The sequence below is a fragment of the Methyloceanibacter sp. genome (genome assembly GCF_041573655.1).
Lineage (GTDB): Bacteria > Pseudomonadota > Alphaproteobacteria > Rhizobiales > Methyloligellaceae > Methyloceanibacter.
Genome location: NZ_JBFFQD010000004.1, coordinates 16,726 through 33,421, shown reverse-complemented (window position 1 = coordinate 33,421; position 16,696 = coordinate 16,726). Strand labels below are relative to the sequence as shown.

General features: G+C 63.3%; 17 protein-coding genes and 1 pseudogene. 7 read left to right on the top strand and 11 right to left on the bottom strand.

The features are described 5' to 3' along the window. Window positions 1–7: 7 nt before the first annotated feature. The 3 genes from ABY454_RS01850 to ABY454_RS01840 form a co-directional block, all read right to left on the bottom strand. Window positions 8–898, bottom strand: a complete 891-nt coding sequence (locus ABY454_RS01850) for a sterol desaturase family protein (RefSeq protein ID WP_372928470.1) — start codon at window positions 896–898, stop codon at window positions 8–10. Between the two features lie 116 nt (window positions 899–1,014). Next, the gene (locus tag ABY454_RS01845; protein ID WP_372928469.1) at window positions 1,015–1,788 is read right to left on the bottom strand and encodes an HdeD family acid-resistance protein; all 774 of its coding nucleotides are present in this window, start codon (window positions 1,786–1,788) and stop codon (window positions 1,015–1,017) included. 139 nt (window positions 1,789–1,927) lie between these two features. Then, a complete protein-coding gene (locus ABY454_RS01840) occupies window positions 1,928–2,857 on the bottom strand; it encodes a LysR family transcriptional regulator (protein WP_372928468.1) in 930 nt (309 codons plus the stop codon). A 402-nt stretch (window positions 2,858–3,259) separates the two neighbouring features. Here ABY454_RS01840 and ABY454_RS01835 point away from each other — a divergent pair, with 402 nt between their 5' ends. Continuing rightward, window positions 3,260–4,534, top strand: coding sequence for a hypothetical protein (locus ABY454_RS01835; RefSeq protein ID WP_372928467.1), 1,275 nt, complete (start codon window positions 3,260–3,262; stop codon window positions 4,532–4,534). Window positions 4,535–4,537: 3 nt separating this feature from the next. Here ABY454_RS01835 and ABY454_RS01830 read toward each other — a convergent pair whose 3' ends face one another. Both ABY454_RS01830 and ABY454_RS01825 read right to left on the bottom strand, forming a co-directional pair. Then, window positions 4,538–4,813 carry a hypothetical protein gene (locus tag ABY454_RS01830; RefSeq protein ID WP_372928466.1) on the bottom strand — a complete coding sequence of 92 codons (276 nt, stop codon included), beginning with the start codon at window positions 4,811–4,813 and terminating at the stop codon, window positions 4,538–4,540. 115 nt (window positions 4,814–4,928) lie between these two features. Further along, on the bottom strand, window positions 4,929–5,342 hold the full coding sequence (locus ABY454_RS01825; protein ID WP_372928465.1) for a tellurite resistance TerB family protein: 414 nt from the start codon (window positions 5,340–5,342) through the stop codon (window positions 4,929–4,931). Window positions 5,343–5,526: 184 nt separating this feature from the next. Here ABY454_RS01825 and ABY454_RS01820 point away from each other — a divergent pair, with 184 nt between their 5' ends. Beyond that, on the top strand, window positions 5,527–7,167 hold the full coding sequence (locus tag ABY454_RS01820) for a lysine--tRNA ligase (RefSeq protein ID WP_372928464.1): 1,641 nt from the start codon (window positions 5,527–5,529) through the stop codon (window positions 7,165–7,167). Here the strand turns inward: ABY454_RS01820 and ABY454_RS01815 are convergent. Together ABY454_RS01815 and ABY454_RS01810 are read right to left on the bottom strand one after the other, a co-directional pair. Further along, a complete protein-coding gene (locus ABY454_RS01815) occupies window positions 7,164–7,904 on the bottom strand; it encodes a thermonuclease family protein (RefSeq protein ID WP_372928463.1) in 741 nt (246 codons plus the stop codon). The genes ABY454_RS01820 and ABY454_RS01815 overlap by 4 nt on opposite strands. Before the next feature lie 53 nt (window positions 7,905–7,957). Continuing rightward, window positions 7,958–8,593, bottom strand: a complete 636-nt coding sequence (locus ABY454_RS01810; RefSeq protein ID WP_372928462.1) for a helix-turn-helix transcriptional regulator — start codon at window positions 8,591–8,593, stop codon at window positions 7,958–7,960. A 145-nt stretch (window positions 8,594–8,738) separates the two neighbouring features. On the opposite strand from ABY454_RS01810, the gene ABY454_RS01805 reads away from it, so the two are divergent. Further along, complete coding sequence (locus ABY454_RS01805) at window positions 8,739–9,104, top strand: DUF952 domain-containing protein (RefSeq protein WP_372928461.1); 366 nt, start codon at window positions 8,739–8,741, stop codon at window positions 9,102–9,104. Beyond that, window positions 9,101–10,189 carry a quinone-dependent dihydroorotate dehydrogenase gene (locus tag ABY454_RS01800; protein WP_372928460.1) on the top strand — a complete coding sequence of 363 codons (1,089 nt, stop codon included), beginning with the start codon at window positions 9,101–9,103 and terminating at the stop codon, window positions 10,187–10,189. Before ABY454_RS01805 ends, ABY454_RS01800 begins: the two co-directional genes overlap by 4 nt. 15 nt (window positions 10,190–10,204) lie before the next feature. On the opposite strand, the gene ABY454_RS01795 is transcribed toward ABY454_RS01800, so the two are convergent. Further along, window positions 10,205–10,723 (bottom strand): pentapeptide repeat-containing protein, encoded by a 519-nt coding sequence (locus ABY454_RS01795; RefSeq protein ID WP_372928459.1) that lies wholly within the window; start codon window positions 10,721–10,723, stop codon window positions 10,205–10,207. An 88-nt stretch (window positions 10,724–10,811) separates the two neighbouring features. Between ABY454_RS01795 and arsC the strand changes: the two genes are divergently transcribed. After that, window positions 10,812–11,165, top strand: a complete 354-nt coding sequence (arsC, locus tag ABY454_RS01790) for an arsenate reductase (glutaredoxin) (RefSeq protein WP_372928458.1) — start codon at window positions 10,812–10,814, stop codon at window positions 11,163–11,165. Here arsC and ABY454_RS01785 read toward each other — a convergent pair. Next, a complete protein-coding gene (locus ABY454_RS01785) occupies window positions 11,162–11,482 on the bottom strand; it encodes a DUF6460 domain-containing protein (protein ID WP_372928457.1) in 321 nt (106 codons plus the stop codon). The two genes, arsC and ABY454_RS01785, sit on opposite strands and share 4 nt — an antisense overlap. 101 nt (window positions 11,483–11,583) lie before the next feature. Here ABY454_RS01785 and ABY454_RS01780 point away from each other — a divergent pair. Together ABY454_RS01780 and pdeM are read left to right on the top strand one after the other, a co-directional pair. Further along, a pseudogene (locus ABY454_RS01780) lies at window positions 11,584–14,142 on the top strand (ligase-associated DNA damage response DEXH box helicase). After that, on the top strand, window positions 14,129–14,854 hold the full coding sequence (pdeM, locus tag ABY454_RS01775; RefSeq protein WP_372928456.1) for a ligase-associated DNA damage response endonuclease PdeM: 726 nt from the start codon (window positions 14,129–14,131) through the stop codon (window positions 14,852–14,854). Before ABY454_RS01780 ends, pdeM begins: the two are co-directional and overlap by 14 nt. A gap of 3 nt (window positions 14,855–14,857) precedes the next feature. Here pdeM and ABY454_RS01770 read toward each other — a convergent pair whose 3' ends face one another. Next, on the bottom strand, window positions 14,858–15,664 hold the full coding sequence (locus ABY454_RS01770; RefSeq protein WP_372928455.1) for a TIGR02186 family protein: 807 nt from the start codon (window positions 15,662–15,664) through the stop codon (window positions 14,858–14,860). A 2-nt stretch (window positions 15,665–15,666) separates the two neighbouring features. After that, window positions 15,667–16,593, bottom strand: a complete 927-nt coding sequence (locus ABY454_RS01765) for a sulfite exporter TauE/SafE family protein (RefSeq protein WP_372928454.1) — start codon at window positions 16,591–16,593, stop codon at window positions 15,667–15,669. Between the last annotated feature and the right edge of the window lie 103 nt (window positions 16,594–16,696).

Genomic DNA, 16,696 nt, shown 5'->3' with positions numbered 1-16,696 from the left:
GCTTTTTCTAGGCGGCGTCGCCGTCGCGATGTGCGCCGCCTTGCAGTTGTTCCTTAGACACCTCTGTCGTGGCCGTGTTTCCACCCCCGGGCCAAAACGGCAGCAACAGACTCCAACCGAAACGGGACGGGTCCTCGCTTTGGTAGGGCGTCAGTCCGATCTTCATGCGCTGATGCCCGCCCTCGGGTTGCGCCGTGTAGGTGCGGAACAGCCGATCCCAAAGCGAGAGATTGAAGCCGTAGTTTGAGTCATGCTCCCGGCGCAGCACAGAGTGATGCACGCGATGCATGTCGGGGGTCACGATGAACAGACGCAAAGTGCGGTCGAGCCAAGCGGGAAGCGCGACATTGGCATGATTGAACATGGCGCAGCCATTGAGGATGACCTCGAACAGGAACACCGCAAACGGCGAGGCGCCGAGCGGCACCACCACGACGATCTTCCAGAGCATCGACAAGGCGATCTCAAACGGATGAAAACGCACCGCCGTCGTGACGTCGATATCGCGATCGGCGTGATGCACCTTGTGCAAGCGCCAGAGGATCGGGACCTTGTGGGAGACGAGATGCTGCGCCCAAATGGCGAGATCGAACACCACAAGCGCAATGACGATCTTGATCCAACCCGGCCAATTGACCGCGTTGAGAAGTCCTATCCCGTTTGCCTGTGCGTAGAACGCGGCGGCGATGGCCGCGATGGGCACGGCTAACGCCGCCATCGCCCGCAGCACCACATTCGCGGTCACGCTGATACCGAGATTAGTGAGCCAGCGGCGCCCCTTCGAGGCGACAAGTGTCCGCTTCGGCCAGGCGAACTCGACGAGCGCCATCACGAGGAAAACGCCGGCAAAGACGCCGAGACGGATCAGGCCGTCGCTCTGGTCGAAGACGTTCTGCATGGCGGCCAGTGTGCCGCGCCGCCCTGGCTGCGACAACCATGGGCGCGATCAAAACGGCGCGAGTTCAGAGGCACGAGAGGAAAGGGCGGCGCAAGCGAGCCGCCCCTTCGTAGCTACTAGGCGCGAGCCTTCCTGGCGCGGCTCTTCTTCTTGGCTGGAGCTCTCCTAGCCGAGGCCTTCTTGGCGCGGGTCTTCTTCTTGGCTGGAGCCCTCTTAGCCGCGGCCTTTTTCGCCGGGGCCTTCTTGGCGGCTGTCTTTGTAGCGGGTGCTTTGCGCGCCGCGCTTTTCGCCGGCGTCTTCTTCGGCGTGGCCTGGTCCTCCTTCTTGCCATGAAGCTGGAAGGCAAGGACGAGGAGGAAGATGCCGAACACGATCGCGTAGGCGCCAAGCCACCATGTCAGCACCACGGCACCGACGACGGGCGCCACGAGCAGCACGATGCCGAAAATCACAGACGCGATGCCGGCAAGCGCAAGCCACCACCGCCCATGGTCGATCTTCAAGGCGAGGGCGGCGGTGATCATTAGGACGCCGGAGATGATGGCCCACACGGCGATAAGGATGACAAAGGCGACTGTGGTGATCGCCGGCCACAGAAAGGCAATGATGCCGGCGGCAAGATCGACAATGCCTTCGAGGATCAACAGACCCCACCGCTCGCCGTTACGGGCGGCCTTGATGCCCGAAACAATCGCAAGCACGCCGTCCACCAGCATGTAGGCGGAGAACAGGAGGATCAGGGCGAGGATCGCGGCCGCGGGGACAAGGAGGCAGATCAGGCCGAAAGCGATGCCCAAAAGGCCCCGCAAGCCTACGGCCCACCAGCTATCGGCCAAGACTTCGCTCAGCGCAGTTGACGATCGATCCTTTGCAGCTGCTGTCTCAGCCATGAAAGTCCCTCCTTCGGGGTTGCACCGGCAGCCTCGCCACGGTGGCGAGCTCCACGTGCTTCAATTCCGCGTCGATGATGAAGCTAATATGCAACCGCCGCCCGGAAAAAACGGCATTTGTCCACATCCGGAGGGCGCATCAAAGCGCCAAACTGCTGTCGGGGGCAACGCCTGCCACGGTCTGGCGCAGCCACAAATGTCCCGGATCGTGATCGAAACTTGTATGCCAGAGCAGAGAGATGGTGAAGTTCGGCAGTTCGATCGGGACGGGGCTCGTGGCCAGCCCGAAGGCCTCTGAGAAGTACCGCGCTAAGCGTGACGGCATCGTCGTGATGACGCGTGAGCGGCGAACGATGAACGGTACGGCCATGAAGCCTGGTGTAGTCACAACGATATTGCGGCGAAGCTTGTGCTTTGCCAGGGCTTCATCCACCGCGCCGCGCGCTTCGCCAAGGCTGGTGAGCACGTGCGGCCACCGAAGGTAGTCTTGCAAGGAAATAGGTGGCGCAAACTCGAGCTGCTCGGGGCTGAACAGGCAGAGAAAGCTGTCCGTATAAAGATGGCGGCGCTTGTGATGCGTTTGACCCTGGTCGAACACGCCAATACCGAGATCCAGGTTGCCGCTGTCGAGTTCCTCCAGAATGCTCATGTGATTGGTCGAGCTCAGGCGGAGCTCAACCCCGGGCGCGATGGCTTGCAGGCGTTCGATGAGGGCCGGGATGACAGCGACCTCGATGGAGTCTGCAAGCCCAATCCGAAAGACACGGTGGGCCGTGGCCGGATCGAAGTCCTCCCGCTGAAGCACGGCCGATTGAACTTGCGCCAAAGTCAGCCGGATCGGGTCCGCCAGGGCCATGGCCCGGGGCGTGGGGCGCATTCCGTCGCCGCCACGGGTGAACAGTTCATCCCCGAAGAGCGTTCTCAGGCGGGCGAGGTTGTGGCTCATGGCCGATTGGCCGAGACCGACGCGGGCGGCGGCGCGTGTCACGCTGCGCTCGGTCAAAAGCGCATCGAAGGCGACCAGGAGATTGAGGTCGAGCCGTCCTAAATTAGCGTGATCGATACTCATCATCGATCCTATCGATTGGAATAATGCTACCGAAGCGCCCACATTGCTTGCAACAGGAAACGAACCCGCGTTTTGAGACAAACAAGAGCTGCCAACGTGACCCAGGAGATGCGCAACGGACACGAGGGTCTCCCTCGCGCGTAAAGGATCGCTCCCTAGCGGCGTAAGTGCGAGGCCCCGGCCGCCCTTCTGTGACGCAAAGTTCGGGAGGGCGGTCGGTCAACCAGGCCTGGAAACAGCCTAAATGGCGGTAACCTTTTGTTATGGTTAACCGGCCGGCCTTCATATCGCCACGAAACGATTGAAAATCATGATGTTGCCCGTTGGCCGGGGGCCCGCGGGCATTAACTATATTCGTGTAATTCGTCAGCACTTCAGGGTCTGGGGGAGGAAGCTGATGACATGCGTATCGCCACGACTTTAGCGCTCGCCGCCATCGGCGTTCTCAGTGCGGCAACGCCTTGCGCCGCTCAGTCCGGTGCGGTGTTCCTTGCGCAGAACAGCAGCTCCGTCTCCAAGAGCACGGTCTCGCCCCGGCGCTTGAGCCCACCGGAATCGCCAGCCGTGCAGCCTTCCAGCGAGGACACGACCGCACGCGAGGAGGTGGCCCCGCCGCCGCCCCAGCAGCGTGCCGTCGTGCGGACCCAACAGATCAGGCCCGTCTCACCGCAGCAGGTGGCACCTCAGCACATCTACGCGCGGCCGACCTTGAGCACGCCTCCGGCAGGCACGGCACCGGCCGCGTCGTCGCCATCGGAGTTCTCGTCCGCCGAGCGGCTGCTGGATTGGGTGTCGAACTACCGGGATCGCCCGGAATATTGGAAAGTGCCCGACGCCGTCCACGCCATGCGCGACCATGGGCTGTTCAAAGACGAAGAGCAGCGCTGGTTCTGCGCCGGCTTCATCGCGGGCGTGCTCGGTACCAATCCGAACGATGGCCCGGGGCTCATCCCCCGGATGTTTCCCATGCCGCCAAAGGAGCAGGAGGTCATCATCCGGGCGATCGCCTATTCGGGGCGCCCTGATTGGCAGGACCTGCTGACGAAGAATGCCGACAAGATGCCGCTTCGCCAGCCGCTCATTGAGGACTTTATCAATGGGCGCCGCCCGACCTTGCAGAAGCTCGGCTTGGAGCTTGGCGGGGCGCAAGCCGTCTATGCCCATTGGGGCTACTACGCCGCCACCGGGCAGCACGAGCCGGTCATACGCATTCTGCCGGCGTTGCAATGGTCCAAGGGCGCCAGCGAGGAAGGCTTCTTCGGCAAGCTCACGTCCGGGTGGGGTTCGACGGCGAAAAATCTCGACATGGTCACGACGGGCGGCACCGCCAAATGGACGCTGGCGTCCTATGCGGAACGCGACCGCGACCTGATCAACCTTTACCGCTCGGAGGTTCCGAACCAGCCGGAGGAAATCGCCAAGCCTCTGAACGATGTGATCAAGGCGGCCGAACTGTTCGAGGCCGAGAAGATACGCAAAGAGCAATACGGTGCGATCGAGGATGCCGAGAGGCAGCAGCTCACCGCCGAGGCCGGCATGTCGAAAGGCATGACCGCGGGTTCGATCGCCATCGCCACGGGCTGCATGGCGGCTACGGCCTTGGGCCAAGCCCAGATTGCCGTACCGTGCGTAATCGGCGGCGCGCTCTACTCGGGCGCGGCCAAGCTGTCCCGCTGATCGCTATTTTCGCCCACGGCTGATGAAGTAGCCGACCGCCACGCCAAGTCCGAGCGCCAACAGAAGCGAGGCCGCAAGGTTGTCCTTCATGGTCTCTTCGGCATCGCGCGCCGCCTCGGCTGCCATGTCGCGGGCGCGTCCGTACGAGCTCCTGGCGTCCTGTCCGACGTCCCGCGACAATTCCTGCACGAAGCCGCGCAGCGCATCGAGCTGGTCGTGAACATCGCCTAGGTCGAGATCCCGTGCGAACCGGGACGGCTTTCGCTCCAAACCCCACATAACAGACCTCCTTCAATCGGAACACGCGACGGAAGCGCGACTATACCAACAAGTGAAGCTGCGCGCGCCGGTCGCGCGCGTCAGCGTTGGAAATTGGTAAAGTGCGGAAGAGGGCTTAGATGACCGTATTGCGCGAGCGGATACCGCGCTCGATGGCCGCCGTGGTCAGCTTGTCGAGATCGAGCGTATCGGCCAGCATTTCGAGGAAGCGTGTTTCCTCGGGCCGCACAAAAAGGTCGGCCGCCGCGACCTCGAGCGCGACGGCGTAGGCCGTCTCGCGGAGCTTCGTCGGCAGGGTGTCGCGAATCAACTCCAGAACCAGCTGAAGCCCGCTGTCGCCGCTCAGGATCTCACCGCAAGCCCGCGAGGCCGGGACCAGCTTGTCGGCGTCGTACAGGTCGAAAACCGGCAGATTCGATACGATCTCGCCGATACGGGCCAGCTCGGCGTCGGTCATGGCGCGATCCACGGCCGAAATCGTGACCATCGTGTAGATCAGGGCGTCGTGATGGTCCAAAGGCTGGGTCATCGGCGTATCACCTCTCTTTAGATTCCCTCTGGTGGGCTAGGCCGGCGCGACGGTAGGCAATTGCTTACGGTCCGGCAAGCGCCAGCCCAAGAGGAAAGTGGCCGGAAAGACTGGCATCGGGCCGGAAACTGTGAAATTTGTCGGGCGTACCCTCCCGCCACAGCGTTGGATACTGACTTCTCCGATGTCCAAGTCCGATACGGCCAAACAGACGGCCCCTGCACCCATTGAGATCAACTCCGAGCTCCTCGCCCACGCCCATGTGAGCAAGGCCTGGCCCTTCGAAGAGGCGCGGAAAGTTCTCAGCCGGCTGAAACGGATCCCGGAGCCGACCGGGCCGATCATCTTCGAGACCGGCTACGGGCCTTCAGGGCTCCCGCATATCGGCACGTTCGGTGAGGTGGCGCGGACGACCATGGTACGTCACGCCTTCCGCGTGCTCACCGAGGACAAGGTCCCGACCCGGCTGATCTGTTTTTCCGACGACTTGGACGGCTTGCGCAAAGTGCCGGACAACATCCCCAACAAGGATATCATTGCCGAGCATCTCGGCAAGCCGCTGACACAGGTGCCCGATCCCTTCGGCGAGTATCCGAGCTTCGGCCAGAACAACAATGCGCGTCTGAAAGCGTTCCTCGATACGTTCGGTTTCGACTACGAGTTTCTGTCAGCAACGGAGTGCTACACGTCGGGACGGTTCGATGCGACCTTGCTAAAGGTGCTGGAGAACTACGACGCTATTCGCGATGTCATCCTGCCGACCTTAGGGCCGGAGCGCCGCGCCACCTACAGCCCCTTCCTGCCGATCTCGCCGGCGACCGGCAAGGTGTTGCAGGTGCCGGTCATCGATCGCGATCTGGCCTCCGGCTCCATCGTCTACAAGGACCCCGACACGGACAAGCTCACGCATACACCCGTGATGCGCGGCCATTGCAAGCTGCAATGGAAGGCGGACTGGGCCATGCGCTGGGCGGCGCTTGGCGTCGATTACGAAATGGCGGGCAAGGACCTGATCGACTCGGTGCGCCTGTCGGGCCGCATCTGCCGCATTCTCGGACGTCAGCAGCCCGAGGGCTTCAACTACGAACTGTTTCTCGACGAGAACGGCGAGAAGATCTCCAAGTCGCGCGGCAACGGCATCACCATCGAGGAATGGCTCAGCTACGCCTCGCCGGAGAGTCTCGCGCTCTACATGTATCAGAGCCCGCGAAAGGCAAAGCGGCTCTATTTCGATGTGATCCCCCGCGCCGTCGACGAATATGTCGGCCATCTCGCCGCCTACCAGAAAGAAGAGCAGGCGCCGAAGCTGATGAACCCGGTGTGGCACATCCATGGCGGCAACCCGCCGGAAGCCGAGCTGCCCATTAGTTTCGCGCTTCTGCTCAATCTCGCCTCGGCCTCCAACTCGGAGGATCGCGACGTGCTGTGGGGCTTCATCCGCCGCTACACGCCCGACGCGACGCCGGAAGGTCATCCTCTGCTCGACGAACTCGTGGGCTACGCCATCCGCTACTTCCATGATTTCGTGAAGCCGTCGAAGGCCTATCGCGCGCCCTCCGAAAAGGAGAGGGCGGCGCTAACCGATCTCGATGCGCGCCTCGCCGCGTTGCCGGAGAAGATTTTGGCCGAGGAAATCCAGAACGAGGTCTATGCGGTCGGCAAGGAGCACGGCTTCGAGCCGTTGCGCGATTGGTTCCAGGCGCTCTACCAGGTGCTGCTCGGCCAGACGCAAGGCCCGCGCTTCGGTTCGTTCGTGGAGCTGTACGGCATCCCCGAGACCCGCGCGCTGATCGCAAAGGCGCTGTCAGGCGAGCTCGCGGCTTAGCGCCAGATACCGATCTTCTTCTTGCGCGCCTGGTCCGCGGCTTTGGCGATTTTCGGTTTTGGAGGCGCGGCCGGCTTGGCCCACCCTTGCGCGGCCACCCACACGGAGAGGTCCTTGCTCGCCAGGCTGCACCGTGCCGTCAGCGCCTTCGCCTTATCCTTCTCCGGCACCTTGCAGACCACGGCGCGGCCGCGGATGAACCGCGTCAGTGCCAGCCGCGCTCGCGTGCCGCAGAGCCATTTCGTGCCGCTCTTGTCATTGCAGGTTTCGTCGCTTGGGATCGGGTTGATACCGTCAAGCTTGATGACGCGGCCGCTTGCCTCGAGCGTGCCGCTGTCGAGCACCCGCACGCGGTAGAAGCGTTTCGGTTTGAGCTTAGGCGACACGGCCACGGCAGCGGTCTTCGTGTTCTTTGATGCCTTGTCCTCAGATGCCGTGTCGTCAGGCGTCTTGTCGTCAGGTGTCTTGTCTTCAAGCGTTTTGGCCTCAGGAGCTTCGCCGTCCGTCTCTGCTTCTGTCTTCGGGGCGGCCTTGGGTGGGGCTGCCTCGGGTGAGGCGGCTCTGGGCGCCGGCTTTGGCGGGGTCTCCTCCGGCAGTTTTGTGGTGAAGAGGCGCTCATGCCCGGTCGGCGGCGGCGTCACGGTCTGCACCACTTCCTCGCTCTCGCCGAACGGCCAGAAGAACCAGATGAGCAATACGCCGACGAGGGCGGTGACAAGACGAGACGCGATCGACATGACGTTCAGATCATAGCCGCCTTGCGCGGTGGCTTTAAGAGCGCCCTTACGCCTTATTGGCTGGCCCAGATAATGCGCGCAATCCAGGCGATCCGTTCCACGGGAAACACGAGGTCGGGGTGCGCCGGGTTGAGCGAAGCCAGCTCGATCGTCTTGGCTGTGCGCCGGACCAGCATCTTGGCCATCACCTCGCCGTCCGTGGTGCGCAGCATCACGCGGTCGCCTTTGCGCGGCGCGGCGTTCGGCGAAACGATGAGGATATCCCCGGCCCGGTAGAGCGGCGCCATACTGTCGCCGGCGACTTCGAGCGCATAGGCGTTGTCGTCGTCCACGCGCGGGAAGCGGATATGGTCCCAGCCGCCGCCCACGGGAAAGCCGCCGTCGTCGAAGAACCCGCCGCCGCCCGCTTGCGTCATGCCGATCAGCGGGATCGGCAGGGCCGGCTCGCGGCGCTCGGCGCCGATGAGGGCGGTAAAGTCGTCAAAATCGGCCCCCGTCGCCCGCAGCACCTTGGCGATGCTCTCGGTGGTGGGCCAGCGGGGCCGACCCTCGCCCGTGACCCGCTTGGATTTGTTGAAGGCGGTGGGATCTAGCCCCGCCTGCTTGGCGAGTCCGGACGGCGACAGGCCATAGCGCTTCGCCAGCGCGTCGATGGCCGACCAAACCCGGGCATGGGTGAGCCTTGTCACGGCAGGCTCCTCGGAAAAGCGGGACTCATAGGGAAAAATACCTATTCTTAAAATTATCGCTCAAACGCTCCCGTTGTCCACTCCCTTTCGGCCGCCGTGGACGGCCTTCCTTGTTGGGGCATGCCGCTCCCGCTAGTCTCCCGCCATGCCCGCGCCCGTCTACAAAGTGCTTGTCGAGGCTGCCCTGGAGGCAGCGAAGGGCGAGGGGCGATTCCTTGGGACAGGGGATGATTTGCGTGACGGGTTCATCCATCTGTCCGCGGGCCACCAGGTGGAGGACACCTTGGCCAAGCATTTTGCCGGCCAGGAGGACTTGCTGCTCGTCGCGCTCGACCCCGACCGTCTGGGCGCTGGGCTCAAATGGGAGCCGTCGCGCGGCGGCGACCTGTTCCCGCATCTTTATGGCGCGATGCCGCTGGATGCGATCCTTTCCGCCAATCCGCTGCCGCTCGACGATGACGAGCAGCACATCCTGCCTGAGGGCTTTCTGCCGGAAGGAGTGGCGGGTTGAGCGGGCTGTTCGGGCTGGGCCAGACGCTGCTGCTGGCGCTCGATCCGGAGCGCGCTCACGATCTCACGCTCAAGACGCTCGAACTCGGGGTTTATCCACGCAGTTCCGGCTCCGACGATCCACGCCTGAAGCAGGCCGTATTCGGCCTCGACTTTCCCAATCCCATCGGCATGGCGCCCGGCTTCGACAAGGATGCGCGCGTACCGCACCAGCTCTTGGAGATGGGGTTCGGTTTCGTCGAGGTGGGTACGCTCACGCCGCGTGCGCAATCCGGCAATCCGGCCCCGCGCTTGTTCCGCTCCCATCGGGACCGCGCCATCGTCAATCGCCTCGGCTTCAACAATGAAGGCCAGGACGCGGCGCTGACACGTCTGGCGAGGCGCCCGCGCGGAATCGTCGGCGTCAATCTCGGCGCCAACCGCGACAGCACCGACCGCATCGCCGATTACGCCGACGGCATCACGCGCATGGCACCCGTGGCGGACTATTTCACGATCAATATCTCCTCGCCCAACACGCCGGGCCTGCGCGACCTGCAAGCACCGCGCAAGCTCGATGCGCTGCTCGGTAAAGTGCAGGAGGCACGCAAAGCGCTTGGGCCGAAAGCCCCGCCGCTCCTGGTGAAGCTCGCGCCGGATCTCGCCGATGCCGATTTGCCGGAAGTGGCCGCCGTGATCGAACAGAATGAGGCCGACGGGATTATCGTTTCCAACACCACGCTGGCGCGGGATAATTTGCGCGATGAAACGCTTCTCCGCGAGGCGGGCGGCATGTCCGGGCGTCCCGCGTTCCTACGTACGACCCGCATGCTGGCGCGCGTCCATCAAGCCACCGAAGGACGGCTGCCGCTGATTGGCGTCGGCGGGCTCGATTCCGGCGAGGCGGCGCTGGCCAAGATCGAAGCCGGTGCCTCGCTGATCCAGCTTTACACCGCGCTCGTCTTCGAAGGGCCCGGCCTGATTGGGCGCATCAAGGACACGCTTGTGCGGGCCATGGCGCGCGAGAATGCCGACAACCTCAAGCCCTTGATCGGGCGCCGCGCTGGCGAGTGGTCGGAGAAGGAACTGCCGGACGTCGTTGTCTGACCTTGCCCGCCGCTGTTACGGCGCACACCCTTCGTCGTTCTTTGAGCCGTCGGGCATAACAGTTCCGCAGAACTTCGCACCATCGAGTTTTGCGCCATCCAACTTGGCGTCGGTCAAATTGGCGTCCTTCAGATTGGCGCTCGACAGATCGGCCCCCGAAAGATCGGCGCCAGTGAGATCGGCTTCGCGCAGATAAGCACCTGAAGCTGCGGCGTTCGCAAGGTTGGCATTGGTGAGGTCTGCGCCGCGTAAGTTGGCGCTTTCGAGGTTCGTCCGCTTGGTGCGCTTTTCCATTGGCAATGCAGAGAGGTCCGCGCCGCTCAACTTAACGCTGCCCAGCTTGGCGTTTTCCAGATCCGCGCCGCGCAACTCCCGCCCGCTCAGGTCGGCTTCGCTGAGGTCGCAATATTTGCAAGCATTGGTGGTCAGAAACGTATCGAGCTTCGCCTTGTCGAAGGCGAGGCTGAGACTTGCGTCCGCTGCAACTGAAGCTAGAAAGACGACTGTGCAAAGAAAATAGGTCTTGGGTTTCATTTTTGCCCTCTCCGTGAGTCCGGCAGCCTAGCAACGTTCACGGCAATGTTCATTCTCAAGCCGGCTATTTCTGGCTTACCTTCGTAAAATGCCTAGAACAGCCACCATCTACCACAATCCGCGCTGCTCCAAGTCGCGCCAGACGCTCGCGCTGTTGGAGGAAAACGGCGTTGAGCCGAAAATTGTCGAATATCTGAAGACGCCGCCCTCCGCTGCCGAACTCAAGCGCGTGTTGAAGAGACTCGGGTTGAGCCCCCACGACATCGTGCGCAAAGGCGAGGCCGTCTATGCCGAGCTTGGCCTGAAGGACAAAGACGTCTCCGATGAAGAGCTGATCAAGCTCATGGTCGTTAACCCGATCCTGATCGAGCGGCCCATCGTCGTCTCGGGCGGTAAGGCGGCCATTGGCCGCCCGCCGGAAGCCGTCTTGAAAATCGTCTAGGTCTCGCGGTTCGGCGCAGGCGTCTCAGCGACCTGCGTATCGGGAACTTGCGTGTCGGTGTCCCGCCCCAGAACCTTGAACATGCGCATCACGATCCAGACGGGGAAGACGATCACGGCACCCAGCAAGAAGTAGCGGAAGGCCTTCTCCACCGCGGCAAAGCCCATATCGTAGATGCGGGCCGCCAGGTCCTGCAGGTTCTGGAGGATGTCGTAGGGGCTGAAGCCCAGCGCCGCGAGGACGACGCCCACGATCAGGGATAAGATGACCAGCCGGAGCAGAACCAGCCCCGGATTGCCGCCAAAAAACCGTTCCATTTTCGCTTCCCTTGAATCGTGAGACGTTTGCATTGGGTGAGCCCCACAATTGGGGCTCCAAACGGCGAAGGTCAAGGCGAGGCGGCAACCGGAAAGGGCTGATGGGAGTGTCCGCGCGGAAGGAGCTGAAGACCGCTGCCGCCGATCCGGCGGCAAGCGACGCGCGGCTGCCTGAGCCCTTCGCCGGCTGGTTTGCCGCCCGCGGCTGGGTCCCGCGCGCGCACCAATTGGCGCTGCTCGATACCGTATCCGCGGGGCGCGATACGCTGCTGATCGCGCCGACCGGCGGCGGCAAGACGCTTGCCGGCTTCTTGCCGAGCCTCATTGATCTTGCGAAGCGTCCGCTCACCCGCGCGCCGGCGACCAGCGTGCACACGCTTTATGTCTCGCCACTGAAAGCACTTGCCACCGACATCGCGCGGAATCTGACGGCGCCGGTCGAAGAGATGGGGCTCTCCATCGGGCTGGAGACCCGCACCGGCGACACGCCGCAAGCCCGGCGGGCACGCCAGCGCGTCCTGCCGCCCGACATTCTCCTGACGACGCCGGAGCAGATCGCGCTGATGCTTGCGCACAGAAGCGCCGCCGAACTGTTCGGCTCGCTCAAATGCGTGATCCTCGATGAATTGCATGCGCTTGCCACCAGTAAGCGCGGCGACCTTCTGGCGCTCGACCTTGCGCGGCTACGCAACCTGTCGCCTGAGCTTATGGCAATCGGTCTGTCGGCGACCGTCGCGCGCCCCTCCGAGCTCGCCGCATTCCTCGTGCCGCACAGGGACCAGGCCGCGACGCGCCTTGCCGAGATCGTCACCGCCGAGGGCGGCGCCCACGCGGACATCACCATTCTCAAGTCGAACGCGGATCTGCCTTGGGCGTGACATTCGGCGCGTTACGCATTGCCGGAGATCTACGAAAGCATCAAGGCGCACAACATGTCGCTGATGTTCGTGAACACGCGTTCGCAAGCCGAGATGCTGTTCCACGAGCTGTGGCGCTGCAATGACGACAATCTCGCAATCGCGCTCCACCACGGCTCGCTCGATGTGGGTCAGCGGCGCAAAGTGGAGGCGGCCATGGTGGCCGGCAAGCTCCGCGCCGTGGTCTGCACCTCGACGCTTGATCTCGGTATCGACTGGGGCGATGTCGATCTCGTCGTTAATGTGGGCGCGCCGAAAGGCGCAAGCCGGCTCGCGCAGCGTATTGGCCGCGCCAATCATAGGCTCGACGAGCCGAGCAAGGCGCTGCTCGTACCGGCCAATCGCTTCGAGGTGATGGAATGTCAGGCGGCGCTCGAGGCCGCCGAAGAAGGCGCGCAGGATACCTCGCCCACGCGGCCCGGCGCGCTCGACGTGCTGGCGCAGCACATTCTCGGCATGGCTTGCGCGGAACCTTTCGACGCCGACGGGCTTTATCGTGAAGTGACCAGCGCATCCCCTTATCAAGTCCTCACCCGCGAGGGCTTCGACCAGGTTCTCGCCTTCGTCGCCACGGGTGGTTACGCGCTCGCCAATTACGATCGCTACGCCAAGCTGAAACGCACCAAGGAAGGCACGTACCGCGTGGCCCATCCGCGCATCGCGCAACAATACCGGCTCAATGTCGGCACCATTGTCGAAGCGCCCATGTTGCGCGTGCGGCTCGCCCGCGGCGCGCTCAAGAAATCGGGTGCAGTAGTCGGCGGGCGCGTCCTCGGTGAAGTCGAGGAATATTTCATCGAGCAGCTCTCACCCGGCGACACCTTCGCCTTTGCCGGCGAGGTGCTACGCTTCGAAGGCTTGCGCGAGATGGATGCCATCGTCACCCGCGCGCATGATTCCGACCCGAAAGTGCCGGCTTACGAAGGTGGCAAGTTCCCGCTGTCCACCTATCTTGCCGATCGCGTCCGGCACATGCTGGCCGAACGCGGAGACTGGTCCAAACTACCGGGCCAAGTTTCCGATTGGCTGAGACTTCAGGCAGAGTTCTCAGTCGTACCTTCCGCCGACGAGGTGCTGATCGAGACGTTTCCAAGAGGGCAGCGTCACTATCTCGTTTGCTACCCGTTTGAAGGGCGTCTCGCTCATCAGAGTCTCGGCATGCTGCTGACAAGGCGCCTGGAGCGCGCAGGCGCGGCCCCGCTCGGCTTCGTCGCCAACGAGTATGCGCTGGCGGTCTGGGGGCTCAACGATATGAGCGAGATGATCGCGGCAAAGCATCTCGACCTCGCGGCACTCTTCGACGAGGACATGTTGGGCGACGACCTCGATGCGTGGCTGGCGGAGTCCACCCTGATGAAGCGGTCCTTCCGCGTCTGCGCCATCATCTCCGGCCTTATCGAGCGGCGTCATCCCGGACAGGAAAAGACCGGGCGGCAGATGACCGTCTCCTCCGATCTCATCTACGATGTGCTGCGCCAGCACGAGCCGGACCACGTTTTGCTGAAAGCGGCATTCGCCGACGCCGCGGCGGGGCTGATCGATCTTGGCCGCTTGGGACAATTCCTGAAGCGGATCGGCGGTCGAATCAGGCATAGTGAGGTGAGTCACGTTTCGCCGCTCGCCGTGCCCGTCATGCTTGAGATCGGCCGCGAAAGCGTCCCGGGCGACATTGGCGACACCTTGTTGCGTGAGACCGCCGAAGAACTGATCGCAGAAGCATTGGGGGAACATGCTGCGCGCTAGGCTCGATCTCATGCCGGAAACGGCGCCGACCTTGCGCTCGCACCTGTCGGTGTCGGGCCACGACTTCCAGCCGCTCGTTGCGGGCGCGCTCTATTGGGAAGCGGAAGACACGCTTCTCGTCGCCGACCTGCACATGGAGAAGGGGGCCGCGTTCGCCGCGCTCGGCATGCTGCTCCCGCCATACGACACACGCTCCACGCTGGCGCGCCTGCGCAAGATCATCAAGCGGATCGATCCGGGCCGCGTGGTATCGCTCGGCGACAGCTTCCACCGCAGCGAATGCGCCGACCATATGGTCGCCGACGATCTGGCGCTTCTCACCAAGCTTCAAAAGGGTCGCGAGTGGTACTGGATCTGCGGTAATCACGATCCGCATTTGCCGGAATGCGTCGGCGGCACGGTCTGCGAGACGCTCACCATTAGCGGCGTGACGCTGCGCCACGAACCGTCCGAAACCAATTCGGGTCCGGAGATTGTCGGACATCTGCATCCCGTGGCGCGCATTGCCCGCCGGGGCATGGTGGTCCGGCGGCGCTGTTTCGCCACCGACGGCAACCGCCTGGTGATGCCGGCCTTCGGTGCTTATGCGGGCGGTCTCAACGTGCTGCACGACGCCTTCCAGCCGCTATTCCGCTGGCATCAAGTTGAGGCGTGGATGATGGGCCGCCGCGCGGTCTATCCCGTGCTGGGCAGCCTGCTTCTGCCTGATTAGCCGCTACTCGCGGCGGAAGGCATACCAGCCGATCAGACCCATCAATACGGCGATAAGCACGCCGAGCAGGCCGTAGACGAAGGGATGCTGGAAGGCGAGCGTGTAGAGAAACGCTTCGATCCCCGCCTTTGTCACTTCCAGCGTGCCTTGGCTCTCGCTCGCCAATTCTCCGTCGCGGAACAGATAGACGTCGACCAGATAGCGTCCCGTCGGCACGCTGACCGGCAACGCCACCGTGGCGCGGAACAGGCTCCGGCCAATAAAAGTCACACCGTCGTCGTCCTCTTTGAAGAGTTCCTTCTCCTCCATCAGCCGGATCATGGCCGTGCGGAAGGCTTGCTCCTGGGACTCGCTGGGGATGTGCCGGCCGAAGTCGAGTTCAGACAGACCGATGCCCAGCTCCTTCAACGTCTCGTCGGAGGCGATGGCGCGGAACGGGCGCGAGGACAGCACGGCGTAGAAGCCCGGTACGTTGTCGTAGGTCTTGCCGGGACCGTTGACCCAGATGCCTGCGACACGCTGCTTCTTCCGAACGACGATCGGCTCGTCGGGCCCGCGCACCACGGCGATAACGTCATACGTGCCGCTTCCCGGTGTTCGAGAGTCACTAAAGTCGACGCTGCCGAAAATAAGTATTTCGATGCCGGTGAAGTTCGACTGGATCGCGATCTCGCGCGTCGAGATGTCGGACTGGACGGTTTCCTTGCTCTCCGGCTTTTCGGCCGGCAGTGGCGGCGTCTGCTGCGCAAACCCTGGCGCACCGATCAGTGCGGTCAAAAGAAGGGCAAGGAAGAGGGTTGCTGCTCTCATCATCATGCTCCCGCCAACGGAACGATGCTGTAGAGGTTCGACGGGCGCGCCACCAGGTCAAACAAGAGGCGCAAGGCGACGGCGAGGACCATCAGCGCGAGCAGCGCGCGCAATTGCTCGCCGCGCAGTTTCTGTCCGGCCCGCACGCCGAACTGTCCGCCGACGACGCCGCCAACGATGAGCAAGAAGGCCAGCACGATGTCGAGCGTGTGATTGAGCGTCGCGTGCAGGAGCGTGACGATGGCGGTCACGAAGATGATCTGAAAGATCGATGTGCCGATCACGATATTCGTCGGCATGCGCAAGAGATAGATCATGGCCGGGACCATGATGAAGCCGCCGCCGACGCCGAGGAACGAGGCGAGCAGTCCGACCAGGACGCCGATGACGAGCGGGGGGATGATGCTGATATAGAGACGCGAACGCGGAAAGCGCATCTTCAGCGGCAGGCCGTGAATCCAGATGTGCTGTCCGGATTTGCGTGCCGAGACCGGCTTGCCGGCGCGCGCCCGCCTGATGGCGTTGATGCTCTCCCACAGCATCAGCGCGCCAATGCTTCCGAGGAAGCACACATAGGTCAGCGAGATGATCAGGCCGGCTTGGCCCGCTTCGCGCAGATATTTCAGCAGCAGCACGCCGACCACCGCGCCCGCAATACCGCCGGCAATCAGGATGCCGCCCATCTGGACGTCGACATTGCCGCGCCGCCATTGGGCGAGGGTGCCGGACACCGAGGCTCCGACAATCTGGTTGGCGCCGGTGGCCACGGCGATCGCCGGGGGAATGCCGGAAAGCATCAGAAATGGCGTGAGCAGGAAGCCGCCGCCGACCCCGAACATGCCCGCCAGGAAGCCCACCGTCGCGCCAAGCCCCAGCATGACCAAAAGGTTCACCGAGATCTCAGCAATGGGCAGATAAATCTGAAACATCGGCCAGGCGTTGGAAAAGCGGGCGCTCAGGCAAACTGTTCGCCGCGCGCGGGCCTGTCAATGCATAAGCCGCGAACTTACCGAAATGTCACCGAAATTCGTC